The 21,469-nt window shown below is 70.6% G+C and carries 14 protein-coding genes; 10 read left to right on the top strand and 4 right to left on the bottom strand.

What is annotated here, in order from left to right; all coding sequences use genetic code 11:
* Nucleotides 1–133: 133 nt before the first annotated feature.
* Complete coding sequence (locus E1182_RS18145; RefSeq protein ID WP_243706281.1) at nt 134–2,674, bottom strand: alpha-L-arabinofuranosidase C-terminal domain-containing protein; 2,541 nt, start codon at nt 2,672–2,674, stop codon at nt 134–136.
* Nucleotides 2,675–3,067: 393 nt separating this feature from the next.
* Between E1182_RS18145 and araB the strand changes: the two genes are divergently transcribed.
* From araB to E1182_RS18100, 9 genes are all read left to right on the top strand, one after another.
* Nucleotides 3,068–4,798, top strand: coding sequence for a ribulokinase (gene araB, locus E1182_RS18140; protein ID WP_132266797.1), 1,731 nt, complete (start codon nt 3,068–3,070; stop codon nt 4,796–4,798).
* Nucleotides 4,795–5,487, top strand: a complete 693-nt coding sequence (locus tag E1182_RS18135) for an L-ribulose-5-phosphate 4-epimerase (RefSeq protein ID WP_207914485.1) — start codon at nt 4,795–4,797, stop codon at nt 5,485–5,487. The genes araB and E1182_RS18135 overlap by 4 nt, the downstream gene beginning before the upstream one ends.
* A 145-nt stretch (nt 5,488–5,632) precedes the next feature.
* Complete coding sequence (locus E1182_RS18130) at nt 5,633–6,631, top strand: ABC transporter substrate-binding protein (protein WP_132266795.1); 999 nt, start codon at nt 5,633–5,635, stop codon at nt 6,629–6,631.
* A 186-nt stretch (nt 6,632–6,817) separates the two neighbouring features.
* Nucleotides 6,818–8,362: a sugar ABC transporter ATP-binding protein gene (locus E1182_RS18125; protein ID WP_132266793.1), complete on the top strand. Its 1,545-nt coding sequence runs from the start codon at nt 6,818–6,820 to the stop codon at nt 8,360–8,362.
* The gene (locus E1182_RS18120) at nt 8,359–9,435 is read left to right on the top strand and encodes an ABC transporter permease (protein WP_132266791.1); all 1,077 of its coding nucleotides are present in this window, start codon (nt 8,359–8,361) and stop codon (nt 9,433–9,435) included. Before E1182_RS18125 ends, E1182_RS18120 begins: the two co-directional genes overlap by 4 nt.
* Nucleotides 9,432–10,424 carry a galactofuranose ABC transporter, permease protein YjfF gene (gene yjfF, locus E1182_RS18115; protein WP_132266789.1) on the top strand — a complete coding sequence of 331 codons (993 nt, stop codon included), beginning with the start codon at nt 9,432–9,434 and terminating at the stop codon, nt 10,422–10,424. Before E1182_RS18120 ends, yjfF begins: the two co-directional genes overlap by 4 nt.
* 30 nt (nt 10,425–10,454) lie before the next feature.
* On the top strand, nt 10,455–11,960 hold the full coding sequence (gene araA / locus E1182_RS18110) for an L-arabinose isomerase (RefSeq protein ID WP_132266787.1): 1,506 nt from the start codon (nt 10,455–10,457) through the stop codon (nt 11,958–11,960).
* Between the two features lie 165 nt (nt 11,961–12,125).
* Nucleotides 12,126–13,154, top strand: a complete 1,029-nt coding sequence (locus tag E1182_RS18105) for a LacI family DNA-binding transcriptional regulator (protein WP_207914487.1) — start codon at nt 12,126–12,128, stop codon at nt 13,152–13,154.
* 229 nt (nt 13,155–13,383) lie between these two features.
* Entirely contained in the window at nt 13,384–18,120 is a 4,737-nt protein-coding gene (locus E1182_RS18100) for a family 43 glycosylhydrolase (protein ID WP_165942647.1), read from the top strand.
* Between the two features lie 70 nt (nt 18,121–18,190).
* Here E1182_RS18100 and E1182_RS18095 read toward each other — a convergent pair whose 3' ends face one another.
* Nucleotides 18,191–19,447 carry a hypothetical protein gene (locus E1182_RS18095; protein WP_132266783.1) on the bottom strand — a complete coding sequence of 419 codons (1,257 nt, stop codon included), beginning with the start codon at nt 19,445–19,447 and terminating at the stop codon, nt 18,191–18,193.
* A gap of 281 nt (nt 19,448–19,728) precedes the next feature.
* Here E1182_RS18095 and E1182_RS18090 point away from each other — a divergent pair, with 281 nt between their 5' ends.
* Entirely contained in the window at nt 19,729–20,370 is a 642-nt protein-coding gene (locus tag E1182_RS18090; protein WP_132266781.1) for an SGNH/GDSL hydrolase family protein, read from the top strand.
* Between the two features lie 84 nt (nt 20,371–20,454).
* Here the strand turns inward: E1182_RS18090 and E1182_RS18085 are convergent, their stop codons facing one another.
* Together E1182_RS18085 and E1182_RS18080 are read right to left on the bottom strand one after the other, a co-directional pair.
* Nucleotides 20,455–20,931: a Rieske (2Fe-2S) protein gene (locus E1182_RS18085; RefSeq protein WP_132266779.1), complete on the bottom strand. Its 477-nt coding sequence runs from the start codon at nt 20,929–20,931 to the stop codon at nt 20,455–20,457.
* Nucleotides 20,932–20,950: 19 nt separating this feature from the next.
* Nucleotides 20,951–21,463: a DUF6529 family protein gene (locus E1182_RS18080; RefSeq protein ID WP_243706282.1), complete on the bottom strand. Its 513-nt coding sequence runs from the start codon at nt 21,461–21,463 to the stop codon at nt 20,951–20,953.
* Nucleotides 21,464–21,469: the final 6 nt, after the last annotated feature.

Below are 21,469 nucleotides of genomic sequence, written 5' to 3'. Positions count from 1 at the left end.
GCGGTGGTGGCCCCCGGGGCGGCGGGAGCGGCGGTGGCCGCGGAGGCGAGCCCGCCGACCAGGCCGGTCGCCGCCACCCCCAGGCTGCCGCGCAGCAGGTTACGCCGGCTCAACGCGTACGTCATGTGGTGCCTCACTTGGTCCGGATGCGCAGGAAGGTGACGGAGTTCGCCGGGAAGGTGTGGACGAAGTCGCCACTGATCCCGCGCAGGTCGCTGGTGACCGGTTGGATCGGCTCCGCCGTCCGGGTGTTCGCCTCGCCGGGGTCGCCGCTGATCACGGTCGCCCGGGCGGTGTCGGCCACCGCCAACCCGCCCAGGTCGACCCGGGTCACGGCCGGCTTGTCCTGCGCGTTGACGACCTTGACGATCAGCTCGCCGGTGGCGTCGTCGCGGGTGACGACCTGGGTGAACGGCCGGGTCACCCGGTCGTCGGTGAAGCTGCCCCACACCTGGCCGTTGAGCAGTAGCGTCACCCTGGTGCCCCGGACCTGGATCCGGATGTCGTACGTGGTGCCGGTGGTGATGCTGTTGGGCTTGGCGAGCAGGGTCTCCTTCGCGCCGCCGGTGGCCTTCTCCACCGCGCCCTGGGTGTTGTTCCAGCCGCCGAGGTTCCACCAGTAGAAGTTGCCGGAGTCCTTCACGCCGAACGCGATGAGGAAGCCCTCCGCGCCGGCGTTCTTGCGCGCCGTCAACGTCAGGTCGTAGTCGCCGGCGCTGACGTCGGCGGCCTTGACCAGGGTGTCCTGGGCGCCGGTGTCGGACTGGACGTACGCCCCGTCCACCACCGACCAGCTGCCCCGGTTGGCCAGCGGCGTCCAGGCTCCGGCCCCGGCGGAGAAGTCGTCGGCGAACAGCACGGTTCCGTCGGGGGTGGTCACCCGGACGTCGTCGTAGGTGGCGGAGGTGGCCCAGGTGGACAGTCCGATCGCTCCGGTGATCGCCGTCGGCTCGGCGGTGGGGCCGGTGACCCGGCTCGGCACGGTGCGGTCGCCGACGTTGTTCATGAACAGCTTCTGCACCTGGTAGCTGGTGGAGCCCCAGGACTCGTCGTTGTCGAACCAGATCATGTCTGGCCGCCACTGGACGTGGTCGATGTTGGCCAGCAGCGGCGCGTACGCGGCCATCCGCACCACGTCGGCGTTGCGCTCCAGTCCGGTCATGTACGACGCCTCGGCCAGCGCGTTGAACAGCTTGTTGTCCTGTGAGGCGTACTCGCCGAGGAACACCTTCGGGCCGTTGCGGTCGTAGGAGTCGTAGCGGGTGTTGTTCTGCAGGAACCAGGCCGGGCTGTTGTAGTAGTGCTCGTCGACCATCTCGACGCCGGCGGCGCGGTTGAGTTCCCACAGCCGGTCGAAGGTGGCGCCCTGGTCGTCGGGGCCGGAGTTGCCGATCACGGTGATCTGCGGGTGGGCGGCCTCGATCGCGGCGCGGAACCGCTGGAAGTTGGCGAAGTAGGCGTCCGGCAGGTTCTCCTCGTTGCCGACCGCGACGTGGGTGAGCCGGAACGGCTCGGGGTGCCCCATGGAGGCGCGCACCGCGCCCCAGGTCGAGGTGGTCGGGCCGGTGGCGAACTCGATCAGGTCGAGGGCGTCCTGGATGTGCCGGCGCAGCAGCGCCTCGTCGTTGGTGGCGCGGTTCTGCCCGCAGCCGGTGACCAGGGCCGGCAGCACCGGCAGGGGCATCGCGCCGATGTCCTCGGCGAACTGGAAGTACTCGAAGTAGCCCAGGCCGTACGACTGGTTGTAGCCCCAGAAGTTGGCGTTGGTGGCCCGCGTCTCGATCGGACCGACGGTGTCCTTCCACTGGTACGACCGGGCCCGCTCCCAGTTGGAGGCGGCGTCGTAGCCGGCCATGCTGTTGGTGTTCACCAGGCAGCCGCCGGGGAAGCGGACGAAGCCGGGCTTCAGCGCGGCGATCTTCTCCGCGAGGTCCCGGCGCAGGCCGTTGGGGCGGCCCCGGAAAGTGTCCCGGGGGAACAGCGAGACCATGTCGAGGCGCAGCGTGCCGGTGCCGGAGCCGCGGACCGACAGCCGGGCGGCGTCGGTGGTGCGGGCGGCACGCAGGGTTCCCTTGTACTGCGTCCACTTGTCACCGCGCACGATCACGGTCAGCGGTGCGGCGAGGGGTTCACCGGCGGCGTCGTGCAGGGTGACCGAGAGCGCGGTGCCCCGGGGAGCCCTGGTGCGGGCCCAGACCGAGAAGTCGTACCGGGCTCCGGCGGTCAGGGCCACCCCCTTGTTCCAGCCGGCGTTGGTGACCCCGAAGCGGCCTCCGCCGCTGTTGGCCAGGTCCAGCCGCAGGTAGGTACGGTTGCGGTCGTTGAGGCGGAGGGCGTCGTCGACCGTGGTCGCGGTGCCGGCGCCGCCGTCGGTGGCGCTCGGCGTCCAGGCGGTCATCCCGGTGAACGACGAGTGGTCCCTGGGCAGGAACTCGAAGGACCGGTTGCGGACCAGTTCCGCGTAGAGGCCACCATCGGCGGCGTAGTTGATGTCTTCGAAGAACACCCCGTAGTGGGCGTCGTTGATGGCGACGCCGGGGACGGCGGGGTCGACCGTGACGGTGTATTCCGGCTGCGGGGCCGGTTCGCGGGCTGCTCCGGGGGCCGCCGTGGTGAGGGTGACGGCCACCATCGCGGCGGTCGCCGCCGCGAACAGCGGTTGTGGTCGGAACAAGGTGCCTCCTGAGCGTCGTGCCGGACGTCGGGGTCGCGTGGCGGTGGTTCGTACCCGATGGGTGTTGTGGGTGCCTTTGATGTGAGCGCTAACAGGAAGCGAGTATCACGGTCGCATCTCCGTCGGTCAATACCGTGGCGGCTGCCGGGTCGCGGCGCGGGGGCACGGTGGCGTGCACCGGTCTCACCGTGCCGTGACCGGATCGTTAGAGAAGGCCTCCGGTCAGCGCGATGGTGCTCGTCGACCCAGGTGAGGGGCGGCTGTCGTGCCCGTTCGCGGCGCTCGGTCGACCCCACGGGCAGGCGTCGGTGTCGAAGATGTTTCAGACGTGTCTTGACCGGAGGCGATGTGAGCGCTAACACTGTGCCCCAGCAGGTGAGCGGAGGATGTTTCATGGACGTAGGCGCAGGACCCCAGGACCAGTACGTCGTCGGCGTCGACTACGGCACGTTGTCCGGCCGGGCGCTGGTGGTGCGGGTCGCCGACGGTGCCGAACTGGGCACGGCGGTGCACGAATACCGCCACGCGGTGATGGAGCGGACCCTCACCGCCGCCGACGGCCAGCAACTGCCGGCGGACTGGGCCCTGCAGGACCCGGACGACTACCGCGAGGTGCTCCGGCAGGCCGTCCCGGCCGCACTGGCCGCCAGCGGCGTCGACCCGGCGCGGGTGATCGGCATCGGCATCGACTTCACCGCCTGCACCGTGCTGCCCACCCTGGCCGACGGCACCCCGCTGTGCGAGCTGCCCGAGCTGCGCACCCGGCCGCACGCCTGGGTGAAGCTGTGGAAGCACCACGCCGCGCAGGGGCAGGCCGACCGGATCAACGCCCTCGCCCACGAACGCGGCGAGCCGTGGATCGGCCGCTACGGCGGCAAGATCTCCGCCGAGTGGCAGTACGCCAAGGGCCTGCAGCTGCTGGAGGAGGACCCGGAGGTCTACGCCCGGGCCGAGCGGTGGATCGAGGCCGCCGACTGGATCGTCTGGCAGCTCTGCGGTGTCGAGACCCGCAACGTCTGCACCGCCGGATACAAGGGCATCCGTCAGGACGGCAGGTACCCGTCGCGCGACTACCTCGCCGCGCTGAACCCCGACTTCGCCGACTTCGTCGCCAAGATCGACGGCCCGCTGGCGCCGCTGGGCGACCGGGCCGGCGGGCTCACCGCGCAGGCCGCCGCCTGGACCGGTCTGCCCGAGGGCATCGCGGTGGCGGTCGGCAACGTCGACGCCCATGTCACCGCCGCCTCCGCCCAGGCCATCGAGCCGGGCCGGCTGGTGGCCATCATGGGCACCTCCACCTGCCACGTCGTCAACGGCGCGAAGGTGGCGGAGGTGGCCGGCATGTGCGGCGTGGTCGACGGCGGGATCAGCGCCGGCGCCTGGGGCTACGAGGCCGGACAGAGCGGTGTCGGCGACATCTTCGGCTGGTTCGTCGAGCACGCCGCACCTGCCGGCTGGGCCTCCCACGAGGAGCTGACCGCGGCCGCCGCCGCCCAGCCCGTCGGCGCGCACGGCCTGGTCGCGCTCGACTGGTGGAACGGCAACCGCTCGCTGCTGGTCAACCACCACCTCAGCGGCGTGATCGTCGGCCTCACCCTGGCCACCCGGCCGCCGGACGTCTACCGGGCGTTGCTGGAGTCGACCGCGTACGGCACCCGGATGATCATCGAGGCGTTCGCCGAGGCGGGCGTGCCGGTGGATGAGGTGATCGTCGCCGGTGGCCTGACCAAGAACGAGCTGCTGATGCAGATCTACGCCGACGTCACCCAGCGCCCGCTGGGCATCATCGGCTCGGCGCAGGGGCCGGCGCTCGGTTCGGCGATCCACGCGGCGGTGGCCGCCGGGGCGTACCCCGACGTGGCCGCGGCGTCGGCGGTGATGGGCCGGGTCGACCGGGACGTCTACCGGCCCGACCCGGAGCGGGCCCGCGCCTACGACGCCCTGTACGCCGAGTACCGCCGGCTGCACGACCACTTCGGACGCGGCGGCGACGAGACGCTGCTGCGCCTGCGCGCCATCCGCAACGCCGCCCGCGGCGCGGCCGACCCCGCGGACGCCGCCCCCGGGGCGGCCGAGCCCACGCCGGTCGTACCGGCGGCGAACCCCCTGGAGGTGTCGGCATGAGCCGCACGTTGCCCGCCGAGGTGACCCAGCTGCGCCAGACCGTGGCTGCCCTGCACGCCGAGCTGGTCCGTTACCAGCTCGTCGCCTGGACGGCCGGGAACGTCTCGGCCCGGGTGCCCGGCCACGACCTGATGGTGATCAAGCCAAGCGGGGTCTCCTACGACGACCTGCGAGCCGACAACATGATCGTCTGCGACCTCGACGGGGTCGTGGTCGACGGGGACCTCTCCCCGTCCAGCGACACCGCCGCGCACGCCTACGTCTACCGGGCGATGCCGGAGGTGGGCGGCGTGGTGCACACGCACAGCAACTACGCCACCGCCTGGGCGGCGTGCGGGGAGTCCATCCCGTGTCACCTCACCGCCCAGGCCGACGAGTTCGGCGGAGAGATCCCGGTGGGTCCCTTCGCGCTCATCGGCGGTGACGACATCGGCAAGGGGATCGTGGCCACCCTGTCCGGGCACCGCTCCCCGGCGGTGCTGATGCGCAACCACGGCGTCTTCACCATCGGCAAGGACGCCCGCGCCGCGGTGAAGGCCGCGGTGATGTGCGAGGACGTGGCACGCACCGCCCACCTGGCCCGGACGCTCGGCACCCCGGTGCCGATGGCCCAGGCCGACATCGACTCACTCTACGACCGCTACCAGAACGTCTACGGCCAGCCGGGCTCCGGTTCCGCGAAGTCCTGACCCGGCCCAGGTCGGGCCGGCCGGACCCACCCCCAAGGGGTTGACCGGCCCGACGCACCACCGCACCACCCACCGATCCCGTCGTCCGGCGTGCCGTAACGCCCGGGGCCGGTGGTTCCACCCTCACCCCCAAAGGAGTCATCACATGACCCGCACCACCCTCACCCGTCGCAGCCTCGGCGCGCTGCTCGCCGCGGGCCTGCTGGCCGGCGGTCTGACCGCCTGCGGCAACAGCGACACCGGCGACAGCGCCGGTGGCGGCGACGGCAAGATCGTCCTCGGTTTCTCCCAGGTCGGCGCGGAGAGCGGCTGGCGTACCGCGAACACCACCTCGATCAAGGAGGCCGCTGCGGAGGCCGGGATCGAGCTGAAGTTCGACGACGCCCAGCAGAAGCAGGAGAACCAGATCAAGGCGATCCGTAACTTCATCCAGCAGAAGGTCGACGTGATCGCCTTCTCGCCGGTGGTGGAGTCCGGCTGGGACACCGTGCTCAAGGAGGCCAAGGACGCCAAGATCCCGGTGATCCTGACCGACCGCGCCGTCGACTCGGCCGACAAGAGCCTCTACAAGACCTTCATCGGCTCGGACTTCGTCAAGGAGGGCCGCCTCGCCGGTGAGTGGCTGGTCAAGGAGAAGCAAACCGCGACCGGTCCGGTGAACATCGTCGAGCTGCAGGGCACCACCGGCTCGGCGCCGGCCAACGACCGCAAGAAGGGCTTCGCCGAGGCGATCGCCGCCAACCCGAACCTGAAGGTCGTCGCCTCGCAGAGCGGTGACTTCACCCGGGCCGGCGGCAAGCAGGTCATGGAGCAGTTCCTGAAGGCCAACCCGAAGATCGACGTGCTCTTCGCGCACAACGACGACATGGGCCTGGGCGCGCTCGAGGCGATCACCGCGGCCGGCAAGGTGCCGGGCAAGGACATCACCATCATCACCATCGACGCGGTCAAGGACGGCATGCAGGCCCTCGCCGACGGGAAGTTCAACTTCATCGCGGAGTGCAGCCCGCTGCTCGGCCCTCAGCTGATGGAGCTGGTGAAGAAGGTCAAGGCCGGCGAGGAGGTCCCCGTCCGCGTCGAGACCGAGGAGACCACGTTCACCCAGGAGCAGGCGAAGGCCGCCCTGCCCACCCGCAAGTACTGACCGGCCCGCCGCGTCCCCACGCGGCGTCCCCGGGCGGCGAATCCTCGCCGTGACGGCGTCGGGCCGGTGGTGTCGACGACACCACCGGCCCGACCGCCTCCCGCGCCGCACGCGCCGACGGACCGCGTCCGCCACGGGCGGTCGCACCCGTCCCGCACCGCCGCACACCACGAAAGGTCTGGTGGGATGTCGCAGAGGCATCCGGTCCTGACGATGACCGCGATCAGCAAACACTTCCCGGGAGTACGGGCCCTCGACGGCGTCGACTTCCGGCTCTTCCCCGGTGAGGTCCACGCCCTGATGGGCGAGAACGGCGCCGGCAAATCCACTTTGATCAAGGTGCTGACCGGCGTCTACGGCACGGACGCCGGCACCATCACCCTCGACGGCACCCAGGTCTCCTTCACCGGGCCGATGCAGGCCGCCGCGGCCGGCGTGAGCACCGTGTACCAGGAGGTCAACCTCTGCACCAACCTGTCGGTGGCGGAGAACATCTTCATCGGCCGCGAGCCGCGCCGAGGCGGCGCGATCAACTGGCGCCAGATGCGGCGCCAGGCACAGGAGGCGCTGGCCCGCCTCGACCTGCACATCGACGTCAGTGAGCTGCTCGGCAGCTACTCGCTGGCGGTGCAGCAGATGGTGGCCATCGCCCGCGCCGTCGACGTGCAGGCCCGGGTGCTCATCCTCGACGAGCCGACCTCCAGCCTGGACGCCGACGAGGTCGCGCAGCTGCTGCGGATCATGCGCCAGCTCCGCGACCAGGGCATCGCGATCCTCTTCGTCACCCACTTCCTCGACCAGGTCTACGGCATCGCCGACCGGATCACCGTGCTGCGCAACGGTCGCCTGGTCGGCGAGTACCTCACCGCCGACCTGCCCCAGCTCGCCCTGGTCGAGAAGATGATCGGCAAGGAACTCGACGCGTTGGAGCAGCTCGACTCCGAGGCCGGCAAGGATCCGGCCAGGGTGGCCGAGGGCAGCCCGCTGGTCGAGGCCGACGGGCTCGGGCGCAGCGGCGCGGTGGCGCCGTTCAGCCTGACCATCCACGCCGGTGAGGTGGTCGGCATGGCCGGCCTGCTCGGTTCGGGTCGTACCGAGGTGGCGCGGCTCTTCTTCGGCGCGGACCGCGCCGACAAGGGGCAGCTGGTCGTCGACGGCAAGCCCGTGGCGATCCGCAACCCGATCGCCGCGATCGACCGCGACATCGCCTTCTGCTCCGAGAACCGCCGCACCGAGGGCCTGATCGGCGAGCTGTCGGTGCGGGAGAACATCATCCTGGCCATGCAGGCCGCCCGGGGCTGGCTGCGGCCGGTGCCCCGGCGCAAGCAGGACGAGCTGGTGCAGCGCTGGATCGAGGCGCTGAGCATCCGTCCGGCCGACCCGGAAAGACCGGTGCGCAACCTCTCCGGCGGCAACCAGCAGAAGGTGCTGCTGGCCCGCTGGCTGATCACCGAGCCGCGGCTGCTGATCCTGGACGAACCGACCCGGGGCATCGACATCGGCGCGAAGACCGAGATCCAGCGCCTGGTGGCGCAGCTCTCCGACGGCGGCATGGCGGTGCTGTTCATCTCCGCGGAGCTGGAGGAGGTGCTGCGGCTCAGCCACAAGGTCGCCGTGATGCGGGACCGGCAGCTCGTCGCCCAGCTCACCAACGACGAATCCCTCGACGCCGACCGCGTCATGCGGGCCATCGCCAGTGGCGCCCGGCAGGAAGGGTTGGAGAAGGCATGAGCACAGTCAAGGCGCGCCTCGCGCCGGTTACCGGCCACCGGCTGTTCTGGCCGTTGGTGATGCTGGTCGTGCTGCTGGTGGCCAACACCGTGTACCGGCCGAGCTTCCTGTCGGTCGAACTGAAGAACGGTCACCTGTACGGCAGCCTGATCGACATTGTCCGGCTCAGCGCGCCGCTCATCCTGGTGGCGTTGGGCATGTCCCTGGTCATTGCGACCGGCGGCATCGACCTGTCGGTGGGCTCCGTGGTCGCGGTCAGCGGCGCGGTGGCCTGCCTCTGGATCAGCGAGCAACCCGACCAGAACAGCCTCGGCGGCGTGTTCACGGCGCTGGCCATCGCGTTCGGCCTCGCGCTGGTGCTCGGCGTCTGGAACGGGGTGCTGGTCGCCGTGATCGGCATCCAACCCATCATCGCCACGCTGATCCTGATGGTCGCCGGTCGTGGCCTGGCCCAGCTGATCACCTCCGGTCAGATCATCACCATCAACAGCGAGCCGTACAAGACGATCGGGGTGGGGCACCTGCTCACCCTGCCGTTCGCGATCATCATCGCCCTGGTGGTGGCGGTGATCGTGGCGGTGCTGACCCGGCGTACCGCGCTCGGCATGATCATCGAGTCGGTCGGCGGCAACGCCGAGGCCAGCCGGCTGGCCGGCATCCGCTCCCGGCGGATCACCCTCCTGGTGTACGTGGTGAGCGCGGCCTGCGCGGCGATCGCCGGGTTCATGATGACCGCGAACGTCTCCAGCGCCGACGGCAACGCCGCCGGCCTCTGGGTGGAGCTCGACGCGATCCTGGCCGTGGTCATCGGCGGCACCTCGCTGGCCGGCGGCCGGTTCTACCTCAGCGGCACCATCGTCGGCGCGCTGATCATCCAGACCCTGACCACCTCGGTGTACGCGATGAACATCGACCCGCAGACGGCGCTGCTGTTCAAGGCCGTGGTGGTGATCGCGGTCTGCCTCATCCAGGCCCCGGCGTTCCGCGCCCGGTTCCGCCGGAAGCGGACCCTGGCACCGCCCCCGCCCCCGGCGCCGACCGCCGAGAAGCAGAAGGAGCAGGTCCCGGCATGACCACCACACCACTGGCCGTACGCGCCGACCGGGCCTGGTGGCGGGTGCCGCAACGGCACGTGCCGGTGCTGGCCACCTTCGTCCTGCTGCTCGTCATGTACGGCGTCGGCGTCGCGCAGTACCGCGCCTTCTCCAACATCCAGGTCATCTTCAACATCTTCATCGACAACGGCTTCCTGCTCGTCGTCGCGGTGGGGATGACCTTCGTGATCCTCACCGGCGGCATCGACCTGTCGGTCGGTTCGGTGGTGGCGATGACCGCGATGGTCTCCGCGTCACTGCTGCGCGACGGGATGAATCCCGCGTTGGTGCTGGTGATCGCGCTGCTGATCGGCCCGGTGCTGGGGTTCGCGATGGGCTGCGTCATCCATTACTTCGACATCCAACCGTTCATCGTCACCCTGGCCGGCATGTTCTTCGCCCGGGGCATGTGCACCTGGATCAGTTCGACGTCGATCCCGATCACCGACGGGTTCTGGACCTCGGCGGCCCAGGAACGCATCCGGCTCGGCGAGAACTTCGTCTCGGTCAGCGTGTTGATCGCCCTGGCGGTGGTCGCGGTGGCGGCGTTCGCGCTGGCGTACACCCGGCTGGGCCGCAACGTGTACGCCATCGGTGGCAACCCGCAGTCGGCTCTGCTGATGGGCCTGCCGGTGGGGCGTACGAAGATCGCCGTCTACACGATCAGCGGGCTCTGTTCCGCGATCGGTGGCATCCTGCTCTCCTTCTACACCCTCTCCGGTGCGCCGCTGATCGCCATCGGCATGGAGTTGGACGTGATCGCCGCGGTGGTCATCGGTGGCACCCTGCTGACCGGTGGCTCGGGCTACGTGTTCGGCACCGTGCTGGGCGTCCTGGTGCTCGGCGTGATCCAGACGCTGATCACCTTCGACGGCAGCCTCAGCTCGTGGTGGACCAAGATCGTGATCGGGGCGCTGCTGTTCGCCTTCATCCTGCTCCAGCGTCTCGTCGGCATCCGCAAGAAGTGACCCCGACCGTTACCCCGGAAGGCAACTCCCATGACTGACCCATCGCCGGCCCCCGAGGTCTGGTTCCTGACCGGGAGCCAGGGTCTGTACGGCCCGGAGACCCTGCAGCAGGTGGCCGAGCAGTCCCGGCAGATCGCCGCGCGGCTCGACGCCGACCCCGCCATCCCCGCCCGGGTCGTGTGGAAGCCGGTGCTCACCTCCAGTGCCGAGATCCTGGCGGTCTGCCGCGACGCCGCCGTCCAGGGCGCGGTCGGGGTGATCGCCTGGATGCACACCTTCTCCCCCGCGAAGATGTGGATCTCCGGCCTGGACTCGCTGCGTACCCCGCTGCTGCACCTGCACACCCAGGCCAACGTGGCACTGCCCTGGTCCGAGATCGACATGGACTTCATGAATCTCAACCAGGCCGCGCACGGCGACCGGGAGTTCGGGTTCGTGCAGACCCGGCTCGGGGTGGCCCGCAAGACCGTCGCCGGCCACGTGAGCAACCCGCAGGTCACCGCCCGGATCGCAGCCTGGGTCCGGGCCGCGGTCGGGCACGCCGAGATGCGGTCGCTGCGGCTGGCCCGCTTCGGCGACAACATGCGCGACGTGGCAGTGACCGAGGGCGACAAGGTTGAGGCGGAGCTGCGCTTCGGCGTCTCGGTCAACACCTACGGCGTCAACGACCTGGTCGCGGCGGTCGACGCCGTCGCGGACGCCCGCGTCGACGAGTTGGTCAAGGAGTACGACGACAGCTACCGGCTGGTGCCCGAGCTGCGTGCGGGCGGGGAACGGCACGACTCCCTGCGCTACGCGGCCCGGATCGAGGCGGGGCTGCGCGAGTTCCTCGACGCCGGCGGGTTCCGGGCCTTCACCACCAACTTCGAGGACCTCGGCGGCCTGCGCCAGCTGCCCGGCATCGCCGTGCAGCGGCTGATGGCCGACGGCTACGGCTTCGGCGGCGAGGGGGACTGGAAGACCTCGGTGCTGGTCCGCACCCTGAAGGCGATGTCGGTCGGCACCACCGGCGGCACGTCCTTCATGGAGGACTACACCTACGACCTCACCCCGGGGCAGGAGGTGGTCCTCGGCGCGCACATGCTGGAGGTGTGCCCGACCATCGCCGCGGACACCCCGAACGTGGAGATCCACCCGCTGGGCATCGGCGGCCGGGAGGACCCGGTGCGGATGGTCTTCGACGCCCAGGCCGGCCCGGCCGTGGTGCTCGGCCTGGCCGACATGGGGGAGCGGTTCCGGCTGGTCGCCAACGAGATCGACGTGGTCACCCCGCCGCACCCGCTGCCGAAGCTGCCGGTGGCCCGGGCCGTGTGGCGGCCGCGTCCGGACCTGCCCCGGTCGGCGGAGGCGTGGCTCACCGCCGGCGCACCGCACCACACCGTCCTGTCCCAGGCGATCGGGGTCGAGGAGCTGTACGACCTGTCCGAGATGGTTTCCACCGAGCTGGTGGTCATCGACGCGGACACGACCACCCGGCGGCTCGCCGACGAACTGCGGTGGAACCAGGCCTACTACCGGTTGGCGCGCGGCTTCTGACCGCCGCGCCGCATGGGCGGTGGCTGACGTGTCCCCCTGGCACCGGGGCCGCGTCGGCCATCGCCCGCGGTACCGCGGATCGACACCGCCGTCACCGGTGGCGGTTGTCGATCCGGCTGGCCGGCGTGATCACCGCCGGTCGACGATGAGCACGAGGGAGCAGCCATGGGCCAGCAGCCGGGTACACGGGTCGCGGTGATGAGCGACGTGGCCCGGCTCGCCGGGGTCTCGCACCAGACCGTGTCGCGGGTGCTCAACAACCACCCCAGCGTCCGGCAGGAGACCCGTGAGCGGGTGCTGCGCGCCGTGCACCAGCTCAACTACCGCCCCAACGCGCTGGCCCGGGGGCTGGCCGGCCGCCGGTCCCGGGTGATCGGGGTGATCAGCTTCGACACCATCCTCTACGGTCCGGCGGCCACCCTGCTCGGAGTGGAGCGTGCCGCCCGGGCCGCCGGCTACGGCATCAGCATCGTGGCGCTGGAGCAGCTGGACCGGGCCGGGATGACGGCGGCGATCGACGCCCTCACCGAGCAGTCGGTGGCCGGGGTGGTCATCATCGCGCCGTTGATGACGGCGGCCATCGCGGTGCACGGGCTGCCCACCGGGGTGCCCGCCGTGGTGGTCGAGGCCGGCGGGGGAGCGGGGGTGCTGCCCAGCATCTCGGTGGACCAGATGACCGGGGCGCGGTTGGCCGTGGAGCATCTGCTCGGTCTGCGGCACGAGACGGTCTGGCACATCGGTGGCCCCCGCGACTGGCTGGAGGCACGCGCCCGGGTCGAGGGCTGGCGGCAGGCGCTGGACGCGGCCGGTCGGCCGGTGCCGCCGGTTCTCGTCGGCGACTGGAGCCCTCGCTCCGGGTACGAGATCGGGCTCTCCCTGGCCGACCGACCGGACGTCACGGCGGTGTTCTGCGCCAACGACCACCAGGCGCTGGGCCTGCTGAGCGCCCTGCATCAGCGGGGCCGGCGAGTGCCCGACGACGTCAGCGTGGTGGGGTTCGACGACATCCCGGAGGCCGAGTACCTGTCGCCGCCGCTGACCACCATCCGGCAGGACTTCGACGAGGTGGGTCGCCGGTGCGTGGCGACGCTGCTGGAGCTGCTCGACACCGACGCGACCGTCTCCGGCATCACCCGGCCGGCTGTCCCGCCGATGCTGGTGGCCCGGGCCAGCAGTGCCGCCCTGCCGCGCTGAGCGGCGACCCTGCTGTCCCGGAGTGAGTGAGCACGCCCCTACGCAGCGGAAAGGAAACGTTCGGATCCTTGACTCGGTTGATTTGTTGCGTTAACAATTCCTGTTTGTTAACGCTCACATCCCCGACGTGAGGGATTCATCTATGCGATCAGCCGTCCCCCGGGCCCCGCGACCCTCCCCCGCTCCCCGTGCTTTGTCCCTTCGCCGGTTCCGTCCACTCACGGCCGGTGTGGTTCTCAGCCTCTTCGCCGCGCTGCTCCCCGCCGGGACGGCGACGGCCGCCACCGCTGACGTGACCGACGGCCTGCTGCTGCGCTACGACCTGAAACAGACGACCGGCAGCACGGTCACCGACACCTCCGGCCGCGGCAACAACGGCACCCTGGTCGGCGGCGGCACCTGGACGGGCGGCGGCCTGCGACTCGACGGGGTCGACGACCACGTCAAGCTGCCGAACAACCTGTTGGCCGGACTGTCCTCCATCACTGTCGCGGTCGACGTCTACCTCGACCCGACACAACAGGCCCCGTACTTCATCTGGGGCCTCGGCAACTCCGCCACCTCCGGCTCCGGCACCGGCTACCTGTTCAGCAGCGGCGACGCCTTCCGGGCCGGCATCACCACGACCAACTGGTCCGGTGAGAAGGTGACCAGCAAGGGCGCCAACCTCACCCGTGGGGTCTGGAAGTCGGTCACCTACACGCAGACCGGCACCACCGGCACCCTCTACGAGGACGGCGTGCAGGTCGGCCGGAACACCGCCGTCACCGTGTTGCCCAGCGCCGTCGGTAACGGCACCACGACCAACAACAACCTCGGGAAGTCCAACTACGCGGTCGACCGCCTTCTCAAGGGCCAGGTGGCGAACTTCCGCATCTACGACCGGGCGCTTGACGCCGACGAGGTGGCCGCGATCGCGCTGCCCGACGCCACCCGCGTCGATGGCGACGTCGCCGCGCTGGACCTCGGTGACCTCTCGGCGGTGACCGGCAACCTCACTCTTCCGAGCACCGGCACGTACGGCTCCACGATCGCCTGGTCCTCCAGCGCGCCGGGCACGATCAGCCCGACCGGCGTGGTGAACCGACCCACCCCGGCCGCCGGGCCGGCGACGGTCACCCTGACCGCCACCCTCACCCGGGGCGGCTCCAGCGGCACGAAGACGTTCACCGCGACGGTGTTGCCGAGCGAGTCGGACCAGACCCGTGCCGAGGCCGCCGCCGCCGGGCTGTCCCTGGTGCACGCCGACGACGTGCGCGGCAACCTGACCATGCCCACCACCGGGCTGCACGGAGCAACAGTCAGCTGGCGCTCGGCCAGTCCCGCGGTCGTCACCCCGGACGGCGTGGTCACGCGTCCCGCCCACGGCGCGGGCGACGTGAAGGTCACGGTCACCGCCACCGTGACCGTCGGCGCCGCGACCGCAGAGCGGGCGATCGAGCTGACCGTCCGCGAACTGCCCGCGCCCGCCCCCTACGCGGGCTACGCGTTCAGCTACTTCACCGGCAACTCCATCGCCGGCGAGAAGATCTACTTCGCGGCCAGCCGGGGTAACAACGCCCTGCAGTGGACCGAACTCAACGGCGGGCAGCCGAAGCTGGAGTCGAAGTACGGCACCCTGGGCCTGCGCGATCCGTTCCTGATCCGTAGCCCGGAGGGCGACCGGTTCTTCCTCATCGCCACCGACCTGTCCATCGGTCGCAACGGCAACTGGGACGTCGCGCAGCGCCAGGGCAGCCGGTACCTGGAGGTCTGGGAATCCACCGACCTGGTCAACTGGTCGGAGCAGCGGCACGTGCTGATCTCGCCGCCCACCGCCGGCAACACCTGGGCGCCGGAGGCGTACTGGGACGAGGCCCGCGGTGAGTACCTGGTCTTCTGGGCGTCGAAGATGTACGCCGAGAGCGACCCGAACCACACCGGCAACACCTACAACCGGATGCTCGCGGCGACCACCCGCGACTTCGTCACCTTCAGCCCGGCCACGATCTGGCAGGACCGGGGCGAGTCGCGCATCGACTCCACCGTCATCCGTGAGGGCGACACCTACTACCGGTTCACCAAGGACGAGGGCGGCGGTGGCACCGGTTGCTCCGACATCATTCAGGAGAAGTCGAACTCGCTGACCGCCGTCGACCTGCCCGGCAAGCCGGCCTGGTCCAGGATCACCGCGTGCATCGGGCGCGACGCCGGCACCTCGGCCGTCGAGGGCCCGACGGTGTTCAAGGCCAACCCGGGTGACACCTCGGGTTCGCAGTACTACCTCTTCGTCGACGAGTACGGCGGCCGCGGCTACATCCCGCTGGGCACCAACGACCTGGAGAACCCGGACTGGAAGGTGCCGGCGAGCTACAAGCTGCCCGCCAGCCCCCGCCACGGCACGGTCATCCCGGTCACCAAGAAGGAACTCGACGCTCTCAACGACGCGCCCCCGCCGGTGCGCGCCAACCCGCAGGGCGTGGTGGCCCACTACCCGCTCGACCAGGACGCCGGCACCACGGTCACCGACGCCTCCGGCAACGGCTACGACGCGAAGTTGGCCGGCGACGCCACCTGGAGTGGCGGCAGCCTCGCCCTCGGCGGCACCAACGGTCACGTCGACCTGCCCGACAACATCATGGCCGGACTCGACGAGATCACCGTGTCGATGGACGTCAACATCGCCAGCGACCAGGCCACCCCGTACTTCGTCTGGGGTCTGGGCAACACCGACTCCGAGGGCGTGGGCAACGGCTACCTCTTCACCACCGGTAACAACTACCGGACCGGCATCAGCCTGAGCAACTGGACCGGCGAGCAGACGATCACCAATGGCAGCGCCGTGCCGCGCGGAGTGTGGAAGACCCTCACGTACACCCTGAACTCGGCCGGCACCGCCCGGCTCTACCTGGACGGCGTGCGGGTCGCCGAGAAGACCGACGTGACCAACAAGCCCGGGGACATCGGCGGCGGCCGGACCACGGCCAACTACATCGGCCGTTCCCAGTACACCGCCGACCGGTACCTCAAGGGCCGGGTGCGGGACTTCTCGATCTACAACCGGGCGCTGTCCGACGCCGAGGTCGCCGGGCTCGGGGCCAACGGCACCAGCGTGGTGGCCGTCCAGCTCGACAGCCTCAAGGTTCCCGCGATCATCGACGCCGCGACGAGCACCATCACCCTGCCGGTGAAGCCGGGCACCGACCTGACGAAGCTGGCACCGACCTACGTGGTGGCCGCCACCTCGACGGTCAGCCCGGGTGGGACGCGGGACTACTCCTCGCCGGTGACGCTCACCGTCACCAGCGACTCGGGAGAGACCCGCGAGTGGACCGTCAAGGCGGTGCAGATGCGCTCGCCGGTACTGCCCGGGCTCAACGCCGACCCGAACATCGTCCGGTTCGGCGAGACCTACTACATCTACGCCACCACCGACGGGTTCCCCGGCTGGAGCGGCACGAAGTTCAAGGTCTGGTCCAGCCGTAACCTGGTCGACTGGACCGAGCATGACACGATCCTCGACCTCGGGCCCGACATCTCCTGGGCGGACACCAACGCCTGGGCGCCCGCCGCGATCGAGAAGAACGGGAAGTACTACTTCTACTTCTCCGCCCAGCAGAACATCGGCGTCGCCGTCGCCGACTCCCCGCTCGGGCCGTTCGTCGACCCGCTGGGCAAGCCGCTGGTCAGCAAGGCCGACTACAACGGCGCCCAGCAGATCGACCCGGCCGTCTTCACCGACGACGACGGCAAGAGCTACCTGTACTGGGGCAACGGCACCCCGTACGTGGTGCCGCTGAACGACGACATGATCTCGTACGACGTCAGCAAGCGGGTGCAGCTGACCGGCCTGACGGGCTTCCGTGAGGGCCTGTTCATGCACAAGCGTGACGGCACCTACTACCTGTCCTGGTCGATCGACGACACGCGCAGCGAGAACTACCGGGTCGGCTACGGCGTCGGGACCAGCCCGATGGGCCCGTTCACCAGCAAGGGCGAGATCCTCACCAAGGACCCCGGCCAGGGCATCCTCGGCACCGGTCACCACTCGGTGCTCCAGGTGCCGGGCACCGACGACTGGTACATCGTGTACCACCGGTTCGCGATCCCCGGTGGCGACGGAACGCACCGGGAGACCACCATCGACCGGATGTACTTCAACGCCGACGGCACGATCAGGAAGGTCGTCCCGACGCTGTCCAGCGTCGAGCCGCTGCGCTACGACGGCGGACAGCCGAAGGCCACCGTCTCGGCCGCCGGTGCCGACGGGTGGTACGGCAAGGGAGCGGCGTTGACGCTCACCGCCGGCCCGAAGGTCCGGCTGGTCGAGTACCAGATCGACGGGGGTGGCTGGTTCCCGTACCGGGAGCCGGTCGCGTTGACCGGTGGGCAGCACCTGATCGAGTACCGGGCGCAGGGCACCAACCTGTTCTGGAGCGAGGCATGGTCGCTGCGGGTCAAGGTGGACGACACCGCGCCGACGGCCCAGGCGGTGGTACGGGACCGGACGCTCACCGTCACCGGCCAGGACGGCGAGTCCGGCGTGGCCCGCCTGGAGTACCGGATCGACGCTGGGGCGTGGACCACCTGGACGGCCCCGGTCTCCCTGGACGGCAGGGCGCACTCCGTGCGCTACCGGGCGGTGGACGTGGCGGGCAACACCGGTGCCGAGGGGGTCCTCGAGGTGCTGGCGGTGGGCCCGGCGGCGAGGACGCTGCCGGTCGTGGGTGGTTCCGCCCGGGTCGGCCAGCCGCTCACCGCCACCACGGGTACCTGGGACCTGCGCGGTCTGACCTACTCGTACCAGTGGCTGCGGGACGGGGTCGAGATCGCCGGTGCCACCGACGCGCGGTACATCCCGACCACGGCGGACCTCGGCAGGCGGCTGTCGGTACGGGTGACCGCCACCCGGCCGGGCCACGAGCCGGGCACCGCGGTGTCGGCACGGACCCGAGCGGTCTACGGCACCGCCTCGGGCCGCCGCTGACGGCAGGGGCGCACGCGACTCGCCCGGCCGGGGATCTCCCCGGCCGGGCGAGGCCGTTCTCACCGCCGGGTCAGCACCGGCGGATCGTCGAGTTGTTCAGCACGATGTTGCTGATGGTCAGGTTGTCCGCGCAGGGGTTCTCCACGATCCGGCTGTTCACCAGGGTGAAGTTGCGCAGCGCGATGTCGCGGTTGCCGGGGAACGAGGTGCGCTCGGCGAGCCGCACCTCACCGCCACCGCTGATCGTGCCGCCGCCCGTCGCGATGGTCACGCCGTAGCAGTTCTCGATCAGGATGGCGTTGTTGCCGGTGTTGGCGATGTCGACCCGGTCGATGGTGGCGCCGCCGGACTCGGAGACGCAGAAGATTCCGCGGCCGCCGCCGCGGGCACGCACGGTGCCGACGCGGATGTTGGTCGGGTAGCTGGAGCCGACCCGGCCGTTGCGGTTGGCCATCCGGAAGGCCGCGTAGCCGGTGCCGGCTCCGGCGTTTTCCGCGTCCACGGTGCCGACCGTGGCGTTGATGGTCTGGTTGAGCAGCAGGCCGGACTCGCCCACGTTGCGGGCGGTGACGGTGCCGATGGTGAGACCGTCCACGCCGTACGTCTCGACGGCGTGCGAGCGGGCTCCCGAGACGTACACGTTGTCGATGCGGATGTTGCGGCTCCACTGGCTGGTGTTGCCCCGGTTGTCGATGCGCACGCCCAGCCCGCTGGAGAGCCGCATGTCGATCTGCCCGAGCACCACGTTGGTGACGTTGCGCATGAAGATGCCGTACAGCGGGGAGCCGGTGAGGGTGAGGTGGCCGACCTCGATCTGGGTGGTGCCCCGGGAGTAGATCGGGGCCTGGTCACCGGAGCCGGTGCCGGTCACCCTGATGGTGCCGCAGACGTCGATCGCGGTGTAGCTGGGCAGGTTGATGCGCGAGCCCGCGCTGACCGAGCCGGATCCCCGGACCACCACCCGCTGCTTGCTGGTGCGGCCGGAGCTGAGGCTGTCGATCGCGGCCTGGACGGCGGCCCGCATGTCGCCGCCGGTGTAGACGGTGCGGCTGCCGTTGCGGGAGGTCCAGGTACTGCCGTTGAGGGTGGCTTCGGCCTGGTAACTGCCGCTGCCGCAGGCGGCAGCGGCCACCTGCCCGCTCTGGCCGGTGGCGGTCGCCGTGCCGACGGACGCCGCGGCGGCGCCGACGGCCGCGCCGCGCAGAGTGGGGGTCGCGGCGGCGGCCGGGGCGACCGCCGCCGCCTCGGTGCCGGCCAGGGCCAGTGCCGCGGTGGCCGCCAGGCCCAGCCGCCACCGGCGTGGTTGCCGGTTGGTCGTGTGTTTCATCGGAAACTCCTCCGGAGCGTGGTGGTGAAAGCGCTGGATGCGGGACGGCAAGCGCTTTCCCGGCATCCCCGGAATGTAGTGATGAGCATCGATGAAGTCAACCGGGAGCTGCTCGGTATCGATCCACAGTGATCCCGCAGCGACCTGCGGTCGCGCCCGGCATCGCGTCCCGCACTCGGGCTGGCGCCGGGACCGCCGGCCGTCCACGTGTCGCGATCGCACTGGCGGTCCGGCATGATCGCGGCCATCATGGTCGCAGCGACGGCTGGAGGAGGCGACGGATGACCGTACAGGTGCCGCGCGGAGGGCGGGTGCTCTTCATCGGCGACAGCATCACCGACGCGGATCGGGACCGCACCGATGGAGCCGACCTGGGCCACGGGTACGCGATGATGGCGGCGGCCTGGTTCACCGCCGCACAGCCGGCGCACCGGGTCACCTTCCTCAACCGGGGCATCGGTGGCGACCGGGTGCGCGACCTGCGCGCCCGCTGGGACGACGACTGCCTGGCGCTCGCCCCGCAGGTGGTGTCGGTACTGATCGGCATCAACGACACCTGGCGGCGCTACGACCACGACGACCCGACCGGTGTCGAGGAGTTCGAACGCGACTACCGGCACGTGCTGACCGTGACGCGGGATCGGCTCGACGCGGCACTGATCCTGATGGAGCCGTTCCTCATCCCGCTCGACGACAAGCAGCGGGCCTGGCGGGAGGATCTCGACCCGAAGGTCGAGGTGGTACGCCGCCTCGCCGCCGACTTCGACGCGACGCTGGTCGCGGTCGACGCGGCCTTCGCCGCCGCCGACACCGACGACCGCGTCTGGACCGACGACGGGGTGCACCTGACCCCGTCCGGGCATGCGCTGTTGGCCCAGCACTGGCTGCGGGCGATCGTCCCCGACACCACCGCGACCGCCTGAACGCCGGTCACCAGACCCGGCCCGCCACGCGGGGGTGGCAGCGCCTCCCGGTCGCTGCCACCCCCGCGTGCGCCTGGGGCCGCCTCAGGCCAGCCGGATGGCGTCGCCGTCGAGGACCACGTTGGCCTCCGGCAGCGGCGCGTTGGCCGGCCCACCCTTGACCGAGCCGTCGCTGATGTCGAACTGGCTGTTGTGGCAGCCGCAGACGATCCGGTCACCCTTGACCGACGTGACCGTGCAGCCCTGGTGGGTGCAGGTCGCGGAGAACGCCTTGACGGTGCCGGGTTGGGGCTGGGTCACCACCACCTTCTGGGCGGCGAAGATCTTCCCGCCGCCGACCGGGATATCGGCCAACGTCGCCAGCGCCCCCGCCGCCCCCGCCGGGCCCTTCGTCGCCGGGGCCGCCGGCGGCACGCCCGCGCTGCCGATCGGCTGGTTCTGCACCGGCTGTGGCTGACCGTAGGTCTGGCAGCCGGTCAGCAGGGCGCCCACCCCGGCCGCCCCCGCGCAGGCCAGCACGGACCGCCGGGACCGGCAGCCCGCACCCTGGTCGTCACTCATCCGTTTACCTTTCCTCTCCTCAGAAACCGACGCCGAACGTGGCGAAGTACCACAGCGACGAGGTCAACCACACTCCGATCAGGACGGTGAAGACCACGCCGCCGACCACCGGCAGCACCCAGCCAGCCAGTCCCGGCTTCGGCAGGGCGAGCATCTTGGTGCTGAACGCGCCGAAGAACAGGCAGCCGAGCAGCGAGTGGGCCAGTGCCCGCGGCTCGGCGTCGACGAAGCCGAGCGCGTAGAGACAGTGCACCGCGACCGGCACGGTCAGCAGGAAGGCGATCCGCCCCGACCACCGGTGCACGCTGCCCGCCCAGGAGGGTGAGAAGCCACCGAGTCGCCCCCACATCGCCATCGCGGAGAACAGTTGGATCACGGCGAACACCGCGGCTCCGGTGCCCAGCCAGACCTTCACCGTCAACGGGCTGGAGAACCCGGCCACGTTGACCGCGATCCCGGTCGGCGTGTGGTACCGACCGTACGCGCCCATCGCGACCGCGACGGCGGCCCCGACGAGGAGCGGGACGAACAGGGACCC

The sequence above is a fragment of the Micromonospora sp. KC721 genome (assembly GCF_004348355.1).
Taxonomy (GTDB): domain Bacteria; phylum Actinomycetota; class Actinomycetes; order Mycobacteriales; family Micromonosporaceae; genus Micromonospora.
This window is presented reverse-complemented; position numbering and strand designations above follow the sequence as displayed.

What these genes read in the sequence shown, in the direction of transcription:
- araB (WP_132266797.1), top strand. Translation starts at nt 3,068, where the DNA reads ATGGACGTAGGCGCAGGACCCCAGGACCAGTACGTCGTCGGCGTCGAC.
- E1182_RS18135 (WP_207914485.1), top strand. Translation starts at nt 4,795, where the DNA reads ATGAGCCGCACGTTGCCCGCCGAGGTGACCCAGCTGCGCCAGACCGTG.
- E1182_RS18130 (WP_132266795.1), top strand. Translation starts at nt 5,633, where the DNA reads ATGACCCGCACCACCCTCACCCGTCGCAGCCTCGGCGCGCTGCTCGCC.
- E1182_RS18125 (WP_132266793.1), top strand. Translation starts at nt 6,818, where the DNA reads ATGTCGCAGAGGCATCCGGTCCTGACGATGACCGCGATCAGCAAACAC.
- E1182_RS18120 (WP_132266791.1), top strand. Translation starts at nt 8,359, where the DNA reads ATGAGCACAGTCAAGGCGCGCCTCGCGCCGGTTACCGGCCACCGGCTG.
- yjfF (WP_132266789.1), top strand. Translation starts at nt 9,432, where the DNA reads ATGACCACCACACCACTGGCCGTACGCGCCGACCGGGCCTGGTGGCGG.
- araA (WP_132266787.1), top strand. Translation starts at nt 10,455, where the DNA reads ATGACTGACCCATCGCCGGCCCCCGAGGTCTGGTTCCTGACCGGGAGC.
- E1182_RS18105 (WP_207914487.1), top strand. Translation starts at nt 12,126, where the DNA reads ATGGGCCAGCAGCCGGGTACACGGGTCGCGGTGATGAGCGACGTGGCC.
- E1182_RS18095 (WP_132266783.1), bottom strand. Translation starts at nt 19,447, where the DNA reads ATGAAACACACGACCAACCGGCAACCACGCCGGTGGCGGCTGGGCCTG.
- E1182_RS18090 (WP_132266781.1), top strand. Translation starts at nt 19,729, where the DNA reads ATGACCGTACAGGTGCCGCGCGGAGGGCGGGTGCTCTTCATCGGCGAC.
- E1182_RS18085 (WP_132266779.1), bottom strand. Translation starts at nt 20,931, where the DNA reads ATGAGTGACGACCAGGGTGCGGGCTGCCGGTCCCGGCGGTCCGTGCTG.